This window comes from Burkholderia sp. MSMB1072, assembly GCF_001524725.1.
GTDB lineage: Bacteria > Pseudomonadota > Gammaproteobacteria > Burkholderiales > Burkholderiaceae > Burkholderia.
Genome location: NZ_LOYC01000017.1, coordinates 356,148 through 371,716, shown reverse-complemented (window position 1 = coordinate 371,716; position 15,569 = coordinate 356,148). Strand labels below are relative to the sequence as shown.

The following is a 15,569-nucleotide window of genomic DNA, read 5'->3' as shown; positions in this document are numbered from 1 at the left end:
GCCGCAATCTTTGCCAGCGAGCCGCCGAATTTGCCGACCGCGGTCCGCGCGGCCGATACGATCACTACATCCGTCATTTCCCTTTCCTCCAGGCCCGCACGACACGGCGCGTCGTTACCGGCCCCGTTAAAAAAACTGCGGTGCGCCGGACAGCGTGCGCCGCTGTCCGGTTTTCGTCAATCGCGCTGCAACACGTAGCGCCCGGGCGCCGGCTCGATCGCCGGGAATTGCGTTGAACCCGGCTGGGCCGGCGGCGCGACCTTACGGCCGCCGTACGCGTCGAGCCACTCGACCCATGTCGTCCACCAGCTTCCGGGCTGCTCGGTCGCCGCGGCGAACCAGTCGTCCGCGGATTCGGGCAGGTCGTCGTTGACCCAGTAGCTGCGCTTCTTCTTCGCCGGCGGGTTGATCACGCCCGCGATGTGCCCCGACGCGCCGAGCACGAACTTCAGCGGGCCCGACAGGATCGACGTCGATGCGTAGGCCGTCTGCCACGGCACAATGTGATCCTCGCGCGAACCGTAGATGAACGTCGGCACGTCGATCAGCGACAGGTCGACCGGTTCGCCGCAGACGGTGAGCGCCCCCGGCTCGCGCAGCTTGTTTTCGAGATAGGTATGGCGCAGGTACCACGCGTACATCGGGCCCGGCAGGCTCGTCGAATCGCTGTTCCAGTACAGCAAGTCGAACGGCGCGGGCGTGCGGCCCTTCAGGTAATTGTCGACGACGTAGTTCCACACGAGATCGTTCGGCCGCAGGAACGAGAACGTGTTCGCGAACTCGACGCCGCGCATCAGCCCCGGTTGCGTACCGTTCTTGCCACCGATGGTCTGCTCGCGCATCTGCACGTGCGCCTCGTCGACGAACACGTCGAGGATGCCCGTATCGGTGAAGTCGAGCATCGCGGTGAGCAGCGTCATCGACGCGGCCGGATGTTCGCCGCGCGCGGCGAGCACCGCGAGCGCGGTCGCGAGCATCGTGCCGCCGACGCAGAAGCCGAGCGTGTTGATCTGCTCGCGCCCGCTGATCTGCTGCACGGCGTCGATCGCCGCGAGCAGCCCTTCGTTCATGTAGTCGTCCCACGTCTTGTGCGCGACCGATGCATCCGCATTGCGCCACGACACGAGAAATACCTGATGACCGTTCGACAGCGCATGCGCGACGAGCGAATTCTCGGGTTGCAGGTCGAGGATGTAGAACTTGTTGATGCACGGCGGGACGATCAGCAGCGGCCGCTCGAACACCTTGTCCGTCTTCGGCGTGTACTGGATCAACTGGATCAGGTCGTTCTCGTACACGACCGCACCCTCGGTACACCCGAGATTCTTGCCGACCACGAACTGCGATTCGTCGGTCTGCGAAATCTTGCCGCGCTGCAAGTCGCCGAGCAGGTTCATCATCCCTTGCCGCAGGCTTTCGCCCTGCGTTTCGAGGATCGATTTCTGTGCGTCGGGATTGAGTGCGAGGAAGTTGCTCGGCGCGGCGGCGGCCGTCCATTGCTGGACCGTGAAACGGATGCGCTCGCGCGTCTTCGGATCGGTCTGAAGCGCGTCGGCCAGCTCCTGCAGATAGCGCGCGTTGAGCAGGTACCACGCGGCCGCGAAGGCATGCGCGGGCGATGCCTTCCACGCGTCGCCGCTGAAGCGGCGGTCTTTCAACTCCGGGGGTTCGAGCTTCGCGGCGGCCGCCTGCTGCATCAGCGTCATGCAGTCGCGCGCGTAGTCGGCCTGCAATGCCTGGAGCCGTTCGGGCGGAATCGCGGCAACCGGCAGCTTCAGCCCCGCGAACGGCGACGCCATCGCGCCGAGGTCGGGCATCGACGGCATCTGGAACGGAAACGACGTCGGGAACTGGAATGTCGCGAACGGGTTGACGGAGGCCGATGCCGTCGCGGCGCGTGCCGGATCGGCAAAACCGCGCCACGCGTTCAACCACGACTCGAACATCTGCTGCATCGGCTGGGCGGCCGGATCGAAGCCGGTACTGCCCGCGGAAGTGCCCGCATGAGCGGACGTCGACGAATTTTTCGATGCTGTCATTACCTGCCTTACCGGTGATTCGTGAGCGTCAATCGTGAAATCCTGCTCGCGCGCGGCGTGCCGGCTGCGAGCCGGGCCGTCATGCTCTGGAGAGGCGTCTCCAGATTCTGCCGCAGTGCGGTATTTTTATCATTATCGTTTTCCCCATGTGAAGCGCCCGGTCAAACCACTGAACATTTCCGCGCGGAGATAATCCGCGCACGATAGACGGGACAAGGGTTCCGGCGAAACATAAAATGTTTTGCCTGACTTGACGTCGGGATTTTTCATTCAGTCGCGCATGCAACGCCGCATTGCCGCCTCAATATCGAGATAACCCGATTTCGCGGCGCAACAAAACCGGCGCGCATGCGCATGCGATCAATCGGCCAGCCAGATCGCCGCGGCCATGCGGCCCGTCACGCGGTCGCGCCGATACGAATAGAAGCGCGCGCGCTCGGCGACCGTGCAGGCCGTCCCGCCGCTCACGTGCACCACGCCCGCACGCGCGAGCCGCAGGCGCGCGAGCGCGTAGAGATCGGCAAGAAACTTGCCGGGCGCGCCGTCTCTCGCGACGAACGCACGACGGGTTTCATCATGCTCCGACTGCGGAGCCGTGTCGAGAAACGCGTCGCGCACGTCGGCGCCGACCTCGAACGCCTGCGGGCCGATCGCCGGCCCGAGATAGGCATGCAGCGTGTCCGCCGTCCCGCCCGCGAGCGCCGCGACGCGCGCGGCCGTCTGCTCGACGATGCCGGCCGAGAGCCCGCGCCAGCCCGCATGCGCGGCACCGACCGCGCGGCCCTGCGCGTCGCACAGCAGCACGGGCAGGCAATCGGCCACCATCACCACGCAGACGGCGCCGGCCCGATCCGTGACGCTCGCGTCGGCCTGCACCGGCGCCGTGGCGGCAGGCGCCGCGGCGATCACCTCGTCCGCCCGCACGATCTGCGCGCCGTGAACCTGCTCGAGCCATGCGGCGCCCGACTGGCCAGCGAGGGCGAGCAGGCGCGCGCGATTGACGGCGACATGGTCGGGATCGTCACCGGTATGCAGGCCGAGATTCATCCCGCCCGCCAATGCCGCCCCATCCTGCCAGCGCCCGTACGGGCCTTCGCTCACGCCGCCGTCGCGCGTCGTGATCAGCGCACGCACGCGCGGCGACACGCGCCAGTCGGGCTGCACGCAGTCCTGCCACGTCAACGGCGCCAGATTCGTCATCGGCACTCACTCCTCCTCATCGTCCAGGTACGGCTCGTCGTCGTGATACTCGCCGCCGAAATCGTCATCGTCGTAGGGATTGTCGTCGTCGAATTCCTCGTCGCCCTGCCCGAAGCCGAGCGCCGCGACCAGTGCGTTCATGTCGTCCGGCAGCGGGCAGCGCCACTGCATCGCCTTGCCCGTGACCGGATGCACGAGACCGAGCCGCCACGCATGCAGCGCCTGTCGTGCGAACCCGTCCGGCAGCGGCGCGACCGAGCGCTTGCCGCGCGCACGCCCGTAGACCGGATCGCCGAGCAGCGGATGCCCGGCGTGCGCGCAGTGCACACGGATCTGATGCGTGCGGCCGGTTTCGAGATCGCATTGAATCGCCGAAACCGGCTGACGTTGCCACAGACATGTGTCAACCGTGCGGAAATGCGTGCGCGCGGGCTTGCCCGAGGCGCCGGTGACCACGGCCATGCGCGTGCGCTCGCGCGGGTCGCGGCCGATCGGCGCGTCGATCGTGCCTTCCTCTGGCATCGTGCCCCACACCAGCGCGAAATAGCGGCGCTTCACCGTGCGGGCCTGCAACTGGCGCACGAGGTCCGTCTGCGCGGCCAGCGTGCGGGCGACCACCATCAGGCCGGACGTTTCCTTGTCGAGCCGGTGGACGATCCCCGCGCGCGGCAGGCCGGCCGCCGCGTCGCCGTAGCGATGCAGCAGACCGTTGAGGATCGTGCCGCTCCAGTTGCCGGCGGCCGGATGGACGACGAGACCGGCCGGCTTGTTGATGACGACGAGCGCATCGTCCTCGTAGATCACGTCGAGCGGCACGGGCTCCGGCGTGAACGCGAGCTGCTCGGGCAGCAGATCGGGCACGAGCTCGATCTTCGCGCCCAGCGGCACCGGCTGGCGGATCTTCGCCGGCGCGCCGTCGACGAGCACGCGCTGCGCCTCGATCCAGCTCTGCAGGCGGCTGCGCGAGAATTCGGGGAACAGTTGGGCGAGCGCCTTGTCGAGACGTTCGCCCGCGAGCGACAGCGGCACTTCGACGATGCGCGGCGCGTCGTCGTGCGCTGCGGACGGCACCACGGGCGGCTGCATGGCGTCACCGGCCAGATCGTCATCGAGGGAATCCCCCGACGCAGCGTCGGCGGGCCGATCGCTTGGGCTATAATCTTCGCGATTTGGTGTGCCCGGCTGGGCATTCTGCGAACTTGAACGGGTCATTTAGACTGGGTCACCGAGACTTGAAGCTAGGACATGCGAGCATGATGAATTCGACCAAACGCACGGCCAGAACCGTCGCCGCCCGGGCTGCGGCGGTAGCGGCCGCGGCCCTCATCGCCGGCTGCCACGGCTTGCCGCAGAAGCAGGACGAGACGGCTACCTGGTCGAACAACAAATTATACTCAGAGGCCCAGGACGCACTGTCCGGCGGCGACTGGGGCAAGTGCGCGAAATATTTCGAATCGCTGCAAGGCCGCGATCCGTTCGGCCATTTCGCGCAACAGGCGCAGATCAACGTTGCATACTGCAACTGGAAGGACAACGAAGCGGCGGCCGCCGACCAGGCCGTAGATCGCTTCATCCAGCTCCACCCCGATCATCCGGATATCCCGTACGCGTACTACCTGAAGGGGATGATCCACTTCAACGACGATCTCGGGCTGTTCGGTCGCTTCTCCGGCCAGGACATGAGCGAACGCGATCCGCAGGCGCTGCGCGAATCGTACGATGCGTTCAAGGTCGTCGTCGATCGCTTCCCGAAGAGCAAGTACGCGCCCGATGCGGCCGCGCGGATGCGCTACATCGTCAACGCGCTCGCATCGCACGAAGTGCATGCGGCCGACTACTACTATCGCCGTGGCGCGTATGTCGCGGCGATCAACCGTGCCCAGCTCGCGATCAAGGACTACAAGGGCGCGCCGGCGATCGAGGACGCGCTGCACATCATGATCCTGTCGTACGGCAAGCTGAACCAGCCGGAACTCGCCGAGGACACCAAGCGCGTGCTCGCGGGCACGTTCCCCGACAGCCCGTACGTGACGGGCCATGCGCGCCCCGGTGCGAAGAAGTCGTGGTGGCAGTTCTAACGCACGGCGCGCTGCAACACCCGTTGCGCATACGAAAAACCCGGCCATCGAGCCGGGTTTTTTATTGGCGCCGCATTCGGTTGACGCCAAGGCGTTCACGCGGCAAGCGCCGCGCGTGCGCTCACGCGCGCTTGTCCGCGCGGTGCTCGTCGAAGAAATCCTGCACGACCGCGATCTCGCGCGTGCGCTTGAACGGCGGCAGGCTTTGCCAGATCCGGCGCCCGTAAGGCTTGTCGACGAGCCGCGTGTCGCAGATCATCAGCACGCCGCGATCCGTCTCCGCACGAATCAACCGGCCCGCGCCCTGCTTCAGCGTGATCACGGCCTGCGGCAGTTGATGCACGGCGAACGGGCTCAGCCCCTTCTTCGTCAACGCATCGAGCCGCGCGGCCAGCACCGGATCGTCCGGCGGCGCGAACGGCAGCTTGTCGATCACGACCAGCGACAACGCATCGCCGCGCACGTCCACGCCTTCCCAGAAACTCTGGCTGCCGACCAGGATCGCATTGCCGTACGCGCGGAAGCGGTCGAGCAGCTCGGTGCGGCTCGCGTCGCCCTGCACGAGCAGCGGCATGTTCCAGCCGCGCGACTCGATCGCGTCGCGCAGCTTCGACGCGATCCGGTCGACCGCGCGCAGCGTCGTGCACAGCATGAACACGCCGCCGCCGGATGCCTCGATCGCCGGCAGCGCGGCATCGAAGACGGCGTCGGTAAATGCCGGCGAAGACGGCTGCGGGAGGTTGCGCGGCACGTACAGCAGCCCCTGCGACTGGTAATCGAACGGGCTGGCGAGCGTCATCGAACGACGCGAGCTCAGGCCCATCTGCGCCGCGTAGTGCGTGAAATCGCCACGCACCGACAACGTCGCCGACGTGAACACCCATGCACGCGGTACGCCCGCACGCTGTTTCGCGAAAATCGGCGCGACCGACAGCGGCGTTTCATGGAGCTGGACGGTATGCGCGAACACCTCGACCCAGCGCACCTTCTCGTTCGGATCGCCGTCGGCGGCCGCGTTGTCGCCGACCGCCGACGCATCGGCCTTCGCTGCCGCTTGCGCCGCGCCGGGCGCGACCCAGCCCGCCAGCAGGTCCTGCAGCTCGCGGGCGCGCCGCAGGCACGCGCCGAGCGATTCCGCGCGCTCGGCCTGGCTCGCGAGCGCCGATGCGAGCGCATCGAGCGCAACGTCGAGCGCGTCGAGCGCACCGAACATCGGGTGATCGTCGCCGAGCTGTGCGAGCGACATGCGCACGATCTGGTCGTTCGCGAACGCGAGACGCAAGTCGCGCGCCGCGCGCTCGAGATCGCCGCCGAGCTTCACCCACTCCACTGCGTCGCGCGCATGGCTCAGGCCTTCGGCGACCGTGTCGCGCGCGAGCTCGAGGATCTGCGTCGTCGACAGCGTCTCGCCGAAGAACAGCGTCGCCGTTTCCGGCAACTGGTGCGCTTCGTCGAAGATGATCGTGTTCGCGTTCGGCAGCAGTTCGGCCATCCCCGTGTCGCGCAGCATGATGTCCGCGAAGAACAGGTGATGGTTGACGACGACGACGTCGGCCTGCTGGGCCTCGCGCCGCGCCTGCATCACGAAGCATTCCTTGTAGTGCGGGCATTCCTGGCCGAGGCAATTGTCGCGCGTCGACGTGACCATCGACCACACGGGCGCCGTTTCCGGCACGCTCGCGAGTTCGGCCTTGTCGCCGCTCTTCGTGATTTTCGCGAAGCGGACGATTTCCTGCAGATACGCGGTATCCTGCCGCGACGGCAGCCGGCCGTTGTCGGCTGTGCGTTGCAGGTAGTAATGGCACAGGTAGTTCGAGCGTCCCTTGAGCATCGCGACCGTCACCGGCACCGCGAGCGCGTTGCGCACGGTCGGGATGTCGCGCTGGAACAACTGGTCCTGCAGATGCTTCGTGCCGGTCGACACGATCACCTTGCCGCCCCACAACATGGCGGGCACGAGATACGCGTAGGTCTTGCCGGTACCCGTGCCGGCCTCGACGATCAGCGTGTTGTCGCCTGCGTCGTTGTCGGATTCGGCTGCTGCGGCGTCATCCGCGGCCGGCCCGGCCGCCTTGTCGCCGTCGCCGAGGCGGCGCGCCGGCCGCTTGCGGGTTTCGAAGATCTCGGGATCGGGCATCCGGCGTGCGGATGCCTCCATCGCGGACGCGACCGCGCGCGCCATCTCGATCTGCGACGTACGCGGCCGATAGCCGTCGAGCGCGCGCGCCAGCAACCCGCCTTCGCCGAAGATCGTGTCGAGTTCGTCGACGCGCTTGCGGCTCAGCTCGAAAGTGCCTTCGGGCGCACGAACGCGCCCGGCGGACGTCGTGTCACGCCGGGCATCGGGGGTGGCTTCAAGCGGTGAATTCAAGGCAAGCGTTCCTGTGTCCAGCGCCCGAGCGGCGCCGGCGCTTGCCAGGCCGCGCTCAGGCGCGCTTATCCGGTTCGAGCTGCGATTGCAGCAAAATGATTTTGTCCTTGGCGGCCAGCTTTTCCTTCTTCAGCCGGTGCAGCGTGATGTCGTCGATGTCGGAGTGTCCTTCCTTCAGCTCGATCTCCCGAGCGAGCTGCTGGTGCTGCTCCTGCAATGCAGCCAAACGGTTGTGCAATTCCTGCTGCTGTTCCGTGTGACGGTTTTGCATACCTGCCTCCTCATCGAAGCAGCGCGACGGCTGGCGTGCCGACGCGCCCGAGACTGAGCCCGATCAATTCAACACGTTACTGCCCCTGCTGTTGCTGCCTGGCCTTCTCGGCCGCTTCCTGCTGACGCCGCTCGACATCGGCCTTGTGCTGCGCGGCTGCCTTCTGCTTCTGCTCGTAGCGCGTGGCGTTGTCCGCCCGCTCCTGCGCCTTCTGCGCCGCCTGCTGGTGCGCCTGGTCGAGCTTGCGCTGGAAATCCGCCTGCTTCTGGTCGTATGCCTGCCTGTTCGCCGCGCGTTGCGGGCCTTCCGCGCCGCGCTGCGCCTGCTTCAGTGCATTCTGCTCCTGCTTGTCGCGGAATGCAGCCGCGTTCGCCGCGTCGGTCGCCGCCCGCTGCGGCGCTTCCGCCGCGTTCCGGGCCTGCTTCAGCGCCTGCTGCTGGTCGCGCTGCTGCGCCCGCACCGCGCGCTGCTCGTCGTTGAGCGCGAGCTGCTCCTGTCGAATGCTCGCGCGCTCCTCGCGCATCTGATCGCGCGCCTTGCCGAGACAGTGGTTGACGAAGAACTTGCTGTAACAATCGTGCTCCGCCACCGCATAACGATAATCGTTTTCCGCGGAGCGTTGATTGAGCACTTTTTGACGGGCGTCGAAATCCGGGGCGGCGGAGGCTGCAACGGGCGCGGACGCGGCGGCGTCCGGCGCGCTGGCGCCCTGGGCCTGCGCGAATGCGCCGGAAGGCCCGGCAGACAAAGCCGCGGCGAGCGCTGCGCCGAGCGCGACGAGAGAAATGCGGGAAGTTGGCAACGTCGTAGGAAAGCTGCAGGACATGTGTCAAATTCTATCACCCTCGGCTGGACGCTCCGCCATTTATGGCAAAATGCCCCGCTTCATTCACCCGCGGCCTCTGGCCCGGCGGGCCAGCCGGGCAGCCCGCCGCTCCGGGCCTGCCGGCCCGCGCCGCGATTTCAGCAGGCAGACCATCCACGACATGACGGAAACCGTAGCACTCAAGATCGTACAGCGCATCGCCACCGAACTGTCCGTCCAGCCGCGCCAGGTCGCGGCGGCCGTGCAACTCCTCGACGAAGGCTCGACCGTTCCGTTCATTGCCCGGTACCGCAAGGAAGTGACCGGCAACCTGGACGACACGCAGTTGCGCCAGCTCGAGGAACGCCTCCTGTACCTGCGCGAGCTCGAGGATCGCCGCGCCGCGATCCTGTCGAGCATCGACGAACAGGGCAAGCTGACCGACGAACTGCGTGCCGCGATCGACGCGGCCGACAGCAAGCAGGTGCTCGAGGACCTTTATCTGCCTTACAAGCCGAAGCGCCGCACGCGTGCGCAGATCGCCCGCGAGGCCGGCCTCGAGCCGCTCGCGCAGGCGCTGCTCGCGAATCCGCTGCTCGACCCGCAGACCGAGGCGGCCGCGTATGTCGATGCCGACAAGGGCGTCGCCGACGTGAAGGCCGCGCTCGACGGCGCGCGCGACATCCTGTCCGAACAGTTCGGCGAGACGGCGGAGTTGCTCGGCAAGCTGCGCGACTACCTGCACGCCCAGGGCGTCGTGTCGTCGGCGGTCGTGGAGGGCAAGGAAAACGAGGAAGGCGAGAAATTCCGCGACTATTACGACTACGCGGAAACGATCAAGACCGTGCCGTCGCACCGCGCGCTCGCGCTGTTCCGCGGCCGCAACGCGGGCGTGCTGACGATCAAGCTCGGCCTCGGCGAAGAACTCGACGCGCAGGTGCCGCATCCCGGCGAGGCGATGATCGCGCGCCATTTCGGCATCGCGAACCAGAATCGCCCGGCCGACAAATGGCTGTCCGACGTCTGCCGCTGGTGCTGGCGCGTGAAGGTGCAGCCGCATATCGAAAACGAACTGCTCACGCAACTGCGCGAAACGGCCGAAACCGAAGCGATCCGCGTCTTCGCGCGCAACCTGAACGACCTGCTGCTGGCCGCACCGGCCGGCCCGAAGGCCGTGATCGGTCTCGACCCCGGCCTGCGCACCGGCGTGAAGGTCGCGGTCGTCGACCGCACCGGCAAGGTGCTCGCGACCGACACGATCTACCCGCACGAACCGCGCCGCGACTGGGACGGCTCGATCGTGAAACTCGCGCGCCTCGCCGCGCAGACGCGGGCCGAACTGATCAGCATCGGCAACGGCACCGCGTCGCGCGAAACCGACAAGCTCGCGAGCGAACTGATCGCGAAACACCCGGAGCTGCGGCTGCAGAAGATCGTCGTGTCGGAAGCCGGCGCGTCGGTCTACTCGGCGTCCGAGCTCGCCGCGAAGGAATTCCCGGAACTCGACGTGTCGCTGCGCGGCGCCGTGTCGATCGCCCGCCGCCTGCAGGACCCGCTCGCGGAGCTCGTGAAAATCGAGCCGAAGGCGATCGGCGTCGGCCAGTACCAGCACGACGTGAACCAGCGCGAACTTGCCCGCTCGCTCGACGCGGTCGTCGAGGATTGCGTGAACGCGGTCGGCGTCGACGCGAACACGGCGTCGGCCCCGCTGCTCGCCCGTGTGTCGGGCCTGAACGCGACGCTCGCGCGCAACATCGTCGACTATCGCGACGCGAACGGCCCGTTCCCGTCGCGCGAGCACCTGCGCAAGGTGCCGCGCCTCGGCGACAAGACCTTCGAACAGGCCGCCGGCTTCCTGCGCATCAATGGCGGCGAGAATCCGCTCGACCGCTCGTCGGTGCACCCGGAAGCGTATCCGGTCGTCGAACGGATGCTCGCGAAGATCAACAAGCGCATCGACGACGTGCTCGGCAACCGCGAGGCGCTAGCGGGCCTGTCGCCGATGGAATTCGTTGACGAACGTTTCGGCCTGCCGACCGTGCGCGACATCCTGGCCGAACTGGAAAAGCCGGGCCGCGATCCACGCCCGGAATTCAAGACGGCCACGTTCCGCGAAGGCGTCGAGAAGGTCTCGGATCTCGTGCCGGGCATGACGCTCGAAGGCGTCGTGACGAACGTTGCCGCATTCGGCGCGTTCGTGGATATCGGCGTGCACCAGGACGGCCTCGTCCACGTGTCCGCGATGTCGACGAAGTTCATCAAGGATCCGCACGAAGTCGTGAAGGCCGGCCAGGTCGTCAAGGTGAAGGTGATCGACGTCGACGTGAAGCGCCAGCGCATTGCGCTGACGATGCGCCTCGACGACGACGTGGCAGCACCCGGCACGTCGTCGCGCGGCGGCCAGGATCGCGGCAACGCGGGGCGCGGCGCAGCCCGTCCGCAGCGTACGCGCGAGCCGGAACCGGCCGGCGCGATGGCCGCGGCATTCGCGAAGCTGAAACGCTGAGTCGAAGGCGTCGACGCACAAAAAAACCCGCCGAAAGGCGGGTTTTTTTATTACTTCGGCGAAGCGCGCAGCCCGATTCGGCATGGGCCGCATACGCGGCCCGCTCGCCCGTCAGATCTCGATCTTCGTCCCGAGCTCGACGACGCGATTCGCCGGAATCGAGAAGAAATCGGTCGGTTTCGCCGCGTTCTGATGCATCCACGCGAACACGCGCTCGCGCCAGATCGACATGCCGGGCAGATGCGTCGGCACGACCGTTTCGCGCGCGAGGAAGAACGACGTGTCCATCAGCTCGAACGTCATGTCGTGCGTGCGGCCGAATTCCTCGAGCACGGCCTTCACGTCCGGCGTCTCGTTAAAGCCGTACTCGGCCTTGACGATGTACAGTCCGCCGCCCGCATCACGCGAACTCAGGCGCCTGTCGTCGCGCACGTACGGAATGTCGCGCGTGACGAACGTCAGGAAAATGGTCCGCTCGTGCAGCACCTTGTTGTGCTTCAGGTTGTGCAGCAGGCTGACGGGCACGAGTTTGTCGTTGCCGGTCAGGTAGATCGCGGTGCCCGACACGCGGTGCGGCGGATGCGCGAGCAGCCCCTGCAGGAACGGTTCGAGCGGAATACCGTCGGCCGCCGTGCGCTCCTTGACGATGTGACGCCCCTTGTACCAGGTCATCAGCAGGAAGAACAGCAGCGCGCCGATGCCGAGCGGCAACCAGCCGCCCTGCGCGACCTTCAGCAGGTTCGCGCCGAAAAAGCCGAGGTCGATCGCGAGGAACACCGCGATGATCGCGCCGACCAGCAGCCGGTTCCAGTTCCACACTTTCACCATCACGACGCACGCGAGCACGGTCGTGATCACCATCGTCGCCGTCACCGCGATACCGTACGCGGCCGCGAGGTTGTCCGAACTCTTGAAACCGACGACGATACAGAGGATCACAAACAGCAGCAGCCAGTTCACGACCGGCACGTAGATCTGGCCGATCGCGAGCTCGGACGTATGCAGCACCTTCATGCGCGGCACGTAGCCGAGCTGGATCGCCTGCGACGTCAGCGAATACGCGCCGGAGATCACGGCCTGCGACGCGATCACGGTCGCGACCGTCGACAGCACGACGAGCGGCAGCAGCCCCCATTCTGGCGCCAGCAGGAAGAACGGGTTTTCGATCGCTTTCGGATTCTGGATCAGCAGCGCGCCCTGGCCGAAGTAGTTCAGCACGAGCGACGGCATCACGAGCCCGTACGCGGCCAACCGGATCGGCTTTGCACCGAAATGGCCCATGTCCGCGTAGAGCGCTTCCGCACCGGTCAGCACCAGCACGACCGAGCCGAGCACGACGTACGCCTGCAGCAGGTGGTCGGCCATGAACGACGCCGCGTAATACGGATTGATCGCCGCGATGATGCCCGGCACGCGAACGATGTGATACACGCCGAGCGCCGCGATCACGACGAACCACAGCACCATGATCGGGCCGAACAGCTTGCCGACCAGCGCGGTTCCGTGCCGCTGGATCCAGAACAGCGCGATCAGGATCACGATCGTGATCGGCAGCACGAGATGGGACAGGTGCGGCGTCGCGATCTCCAGACCTTCGACGGCCGACATCACCGAGATCGCCGGCGTGATCACCGCGTCCCCGTAGAACATGCACGCGCCGAATATCCCGAGCGCCATCAGCGCGCCCGCGACACGGGTTTTCGAGTCGAGCGGCCGCAGCGACAGCGCCATCAGCGCGAGCACGCCGCCTTCGCCGTTGTTGTCCGCCCGCATCACGAACAGCAGGTACTTGACGCCGACCACCAGCACGATGGCCCAGAACAGCAGCGAGATCACGCCGAGAATCGACCCTTCGGTCAGCGGAATGCCGTGCGCGGGGCTGAACGCCTCCTTGAGCGAATACAGCGGACTGGTGCCGATGTCGCCGAACACGACGCCGATGGCTGCTATCGCTAGCGCCCGCATCGAGTGTTGTTGCGTCGAATGCGGCGCGTGTGCGGCGTCGGTCGCGTGAGTCGTGTCGTTCATATGAAGCGTAATAATCGGGTCCGGGTCGGACAAAACGAGCGCTATTCTACTCGCGCCCTCGTGAAACGCCGCCCTGCCGTGTTGCCGTGGAGCCACGTGATCCACGCCGCGCATGCAATCCGGCGCGACCTGTGGCAGGGCTGCCATCATAGCCGGGGCCGCGCCGCCTGCCTATCGGGTGCGCGGCGCGGCCCCGCGGCGCCCCGGCGCGCCAATGAAAAACGGCGCCGCAAGCGGCGCCGTACAAGGCTTTCGTTCGATCGGCCGGCCGCTTACGCGCCCGAACCGTCGCGCTGCGCGCGACCGCGCTTGATCCACGCCTCGAGGTTGTGCGGCCGAACCGTATCCCACTCCTCGAACGGCTGATGAATCCACGGATTCGTCGGCAGGAACTGCGTGTGATAGTCGGGCTTGACCTTCGAGCAACCCTTGTACCAGAGCACTGCCGAACGCACGGCCGTCACGGACGGATAGCGCTCCTTCAGGTGCTCCTGCACGCGCGCGAGCGTGACGCCCGAATCGACGAGATCGTCGACCAGCAGCACGTTGCCCGCCAGGTTGCCGCGCGTCATCGTGATGTACTGCGCGATGTCGAGCTCGCCCTGCTCGGTGCCGGCCGCTTCCCGGTACGAACTCGTCGCGAGAATCGCGAGCGGCACGTCGTAGATGCGCGACAGCTGGTCGCCAACGCGCAGGCCGCCGCGCGCGAGGCACAGGATCTGGTCGAACTTCCAGCCCGAGGCGTGCACCTGCAGCGCGAGCAGCTCGATCAGCCGGTGATACTCGTCCCAGCCTACCCACAGGTTCTTGTCGTCGTTGCGCGGATCGGTCATCAAGTCTGCCGCCGTCATCGTGATTTGCTGCGTCATCTGGGAATTACACCTTGAACGGATGGCGGAGCAGGATCGTTTCGTCGCGGTCCGGGCCCGTCGACACCATGTCGACCGGCACGCCAGCCACTTCCTGGACGCGGGCGAGGTATGCCTGCGCGTTCGCCGGCAGTGCGTCCCACGTATTGATCCCGACGGTGCTTTCCTTCCAGCCGGCGAACGTCTCGTACACCGGTTCGCAACGCGCGACATCGACCGCGCCGCGCGGCAGGATGTCGACGTCCTTGCCGTCGACCTGGTAGCCGACGCACAGCTTGACTTCGTCGAGGCCGTCGAGCACGTCGAGCTTCGTCATGCACAGGCCCGACACGCCGTTGATCTGGATCGAGCGGCGCAGCGCGGCCGCATCGAGCCAGCCGGTGCGGCGCGGACGGCCGGTGACCGAACCGAATTCCTTGCCGACGTTCGCGAGCGTGACGCCGATCTGGTCCTGACGCTGCGGGTTGTCCGCATCGTACAGTTCGCTCGGGAACGGACCCGAACCGACGCGCGTGCAATACGCCTTCGTGATGCCGAGGATGTAGTTGAGCTTCTGCGGACCGACGCCCGCGCCGGCCGACGCCGCACCTGCGACGCAGTTGCTCGACGTGACGAACGGATAGGTGCCGTGGTCGATGTCGAGCAGCGTGCCTTGCGCGCCTTCGAACAGCAGGTTCTGGCCCGCATTGTTCGCGTCGTACAGGCGGCGCGACACGTCGGCCACCATCGGCTTCAGGCGGTCGGCATAGCCGAGCATCGTGTCGAGCGTGGCCTGGAAATCGACGGCCGCGCCGCCCAGATACTGGGTCAGCACGAAATTGTGGAAATCGAGATTTTCGCGCAGGCGATCGGCGAAGGTCTTCGCGTCGAACAGATCCTGCACGCGCAGCGCGCGGCGGCCCACCTTGTCTTCGTACGCAGGGCCGATGCCGCGGCCGGTCGTACCGATCTTGCCCGCGCCCTTGCGCGCTTCGCGCGCCTGGTCGATCGCGATGTGGTACGGCAGGATCAGCGTCGTGGCTTCGGAGATGAACAGGCGATCGCGCACGTTCACGCCGGCTTCTTCGAGCTCGCCGATTTCCTTGAACAGTGCTTCGGGGGACAGGACGACGCCGTTGCCGATGTAGCAGGCGACGCCTTCACGCATGATGCCCGACGGAATGAGGCGCAAGATCGTTTTCTTGCCGCCGATGATGAGGGTGTGGCCGGCGTTGTGACCGCCCTGGAAACGCACGACGCCCTGAGCGTGGTCCGTCAGCCAGTCGACGATCTTGCCCTTGCCTTCATCACCCCATTGCGTTCCCACGACGACGACATTGCGCCCGGGAGTCACGTTCACTGCGCTGGCAGACATGTTGATTCGTTAGCTGGTTAAAAACGTATTCTACCTATGTTCGCGGGC

General features: G+C 66.5%; 12 protein-coding genes. 3 read left to right on the top strand and 9 right to left on the bottom strand.

The features are described 5' to 3' along the window. Positions 1 to 198: hypothetical protein (locus tag WS89_RS34430; protein WP_218921292.1), on the top strand; the 198-nt coding region annotated here is incomplete at its 5' end. Here WS89_RS34430 and phaC read toward each other — a convergent pair. The 3 genes from phaC to WS89_RS10285 all read right to left on the bottom strand — a co-directional run bounded on the left by phaC (position 177) and on the right by WS89_RS10285 (position 4,451). Continuing rightward, entirely contained in the window at positions 177 to 2,039 is a 1,863-nt protein-coding gene (gene phaC, locus WS89_RS10295; protein ID WP_059790783.1) for a class I poly(R)-hydroxyalkanoic acid synthase, read from the bottom strand. The two genes, WS89_RS34430 and phaC, sit on opposite strands and share 22 nt — an antisense overlap. Before the next feature lie 360 nt (positions 2,040 to 2,399). Next, entirely contained in the window at positions 2,400 to 3,239 is an 840-nt protein-coding gene (gene pgeF / locus WS89_RS10290; RefSeq protein WP_059505031.1) for a peptidoglycan editing factor PgeF, read from the bottom strand. A gap of 6 nt (positions 3,240 to 3,245) precedes the next feature. After that, complete coding sequence (locus WS89_RS10285) at positions 3,246 to 4,451, bottom strand: RluA family pseudouridine synthase (protein WP_059504903.1); 1,206 nt, start codon at positions 4,449 to 4,451, stop codon at positions 3,246 to 3,248. Between the two features lie 41 nt (positions 4,452 to 4,492). Between WS89_RS10285 and WS89_RS10280 the strand changes: the two genes are divergently transcribed. Further along, positions 4,493 to 5,317: an outer membrane protein assembly factor BamD gene (locus tag WS89_RS10280; RefSeq protein WP_034207426.1), complete on the top strand. Its 825-nt coding sequence runs from the start codon at positions 4,493 to 4,495 to the stop codon at positions 5,315 to 5,317. A gap of 121 nt (positions 5,318 to 5,438) precedes the next feature. Here WS89_RS10280 and WS89_RS10275 read toward each other — a convergent pair whose 3' ends face one another. The 3 genes from WS89_RS10275 to WS89_RS10265 all read right to left on the bottom strand — a co-directional run bounded on the left by WS89_RS10275 (position 5,439) and on the right by WS89_RS10265 (position 8,785). After that, entirely contained in the window at positions 5,439 to 7,688 is a 2,250-nt protein-coding gene (locus WS89_RS10275; protein ID WP_059790780.1) for an ATP-dependent DNA helicase, read from the bottom strand. A 55-nt stretch (positions 7,689 to 7,743) separates the two neighbouring features. Beyond that, positions 7,744 to 7,959 carry a YdcH family protein gene (locus WS89_RS10270; RefSeq protein ID WP_006478692.1) on the bottom strand — a complete coding sequence of 72 codons (216 nt, stop codon included), beginning with the start codon at positions 7,957 to 7,959 and terminating at the stop codon, positions 7,744 to 7,746. A gap of 76 nt (positions 7,960 to 8,035) precedes the next feature. Further along, entirely contained in the window at positions 8,036 to 8,785 is a 750-nt protein-coding gene (locus WS89_RS10265) for a hypothetical protein (RefSeq protein WP_059790779.1), read from the bottom strand. Positions 8,786 to 8,945: 160 nt separating this feature from the next. Here WS89_RS10265 and WS89_RS10260 point away from each other — a divergent pair, with 160 nt between their 5' ends. Further along, entirely contained in the window at positions 8,946 to 11,270 is a 2,325-nt protein-coding gene (locus WS89_RS10260; protein ID WP_059790776.1) for a Tex family protein, read from the top strand. Positions 11,271 to 11,381: 111 nt separating this feature from the next. On the opposite strand, the gene WS89_RS10255 is transcribed toward WS89_RS10260, so the two are convergent. The 3 genes from WS89_RS10255 to WS89_RS10245 all read right to left on the bottom strand — a co-directional run bounded on the left by WS89_RS10255 (position 11,382) and on the right by WS89_RS10245 (position 15,521). Beyond that, positions 11,382 to 13,298, bottom strand: coding sequence for a potassium transporter Kup (locus WS89_RS10255; RefSeq protein WP_034207430.1), 1,917 nt, complete (start codon positions 13,296 to 13,298; stop codon positions 11,382 to 11,384). Positions 13,299 to 13,570: 272 nt separating this feature from the next. Next, positions 13,571 to 14,167 carry a phosphoribosyltransferase gene (locus WS89_RS10250; protein WP_006485899.1) on the bottom strand — a complete coding sequence of 199 codons (597 nt, stop codon included), beginning with the start codon at positions 14,165 to 14,167 and terminating at the stop codon, positions 13,571 to 13,573. Positions 14,168 to 14,174: 7 nt separating this feature from the next. Next, positions 14,175 to 15,521 carry an adenylosuccinate synthase gene (locus WS89_RS10245; RefSeq protein WP_059504911.1) on the bottom strand — a complete coding sequence of 449 codons (1,347 nt, stop codon included), beginning with the start codon at positions 15,519 to 15,521 and terminating at the stop codon, positions 14,175 to 14,177. Between the last annotated feature and the right edge of the window lie 48 nt (positions 15,522 to 15,569).

Coding starts and splice junctions, on each gene's coding strand:
- phaC (WP_059790783.1), bottom strand. CDS start 2,039: ATGACAGCATCGAAAAATTCGTCGACGTCCGCTCATGCGGGCACTTCC.
- pgeF (WP_059505031.1), bottom strand. CDS start 3,239: ATGACGAATCTGGCGCCGTTGACGTGGCAGGACTGCGTGCAGCCCGAC.
- WS89_RS10285 (WP_059504903.1), bottom strand. CDS start 4,451: ATGACCCGTTCAAGTTCGCAGAATGCCCAGCCGGGCACACCAAATCGC.
- WS89_RS10280 (WP_034207426.1), top strand. CDS start 4,493: ATGATGAATTCGACCAAACGCACGGCCAGAACCGTCGCCGCCCGGGCT.
- WS89_RS10270 (WP_006478692.1), bottom strand. CDS start 7,959: ATGCAAAACCGTCACACGGAACAGCAGCAGGAATTGCACAACCGTTTG.
- WS89_RS10265 (WP_059790779.1), bottom strand. CDS start 8,785: ATGTCCTGCAGCTTTCCTACGACGTTGCCAACTTCCCGCATTTCTCTC.
- WS89_RS10260 (WP_059790776.1), top strand. CDS start 8,946: ATGACGGAAACCGTAGCACTCAAGATCGTACAGCGCATCGCCACCGAA.
- WS89_RS10255 (WP_034207430.1), bottom strand. CDS start 13,298: ATGAACGACACGACTCACGCGACCGACGCCGCACACGCGCCGCATTCG.
- WS89_RS10250 (WP_006485899.1), bottom strand. CDS start 14,167: ATGACGCAGCAAATCACGATGACGGCGGCAGACTTGATGACCGATCCG.
- WS89_RS10245 (WP_059504911.1), bottom strand. CDS start 15,521: ATGTCTGCCAGCGCAGTGAACGTGACTCCCGGGCGCAATGTCGTCGTC.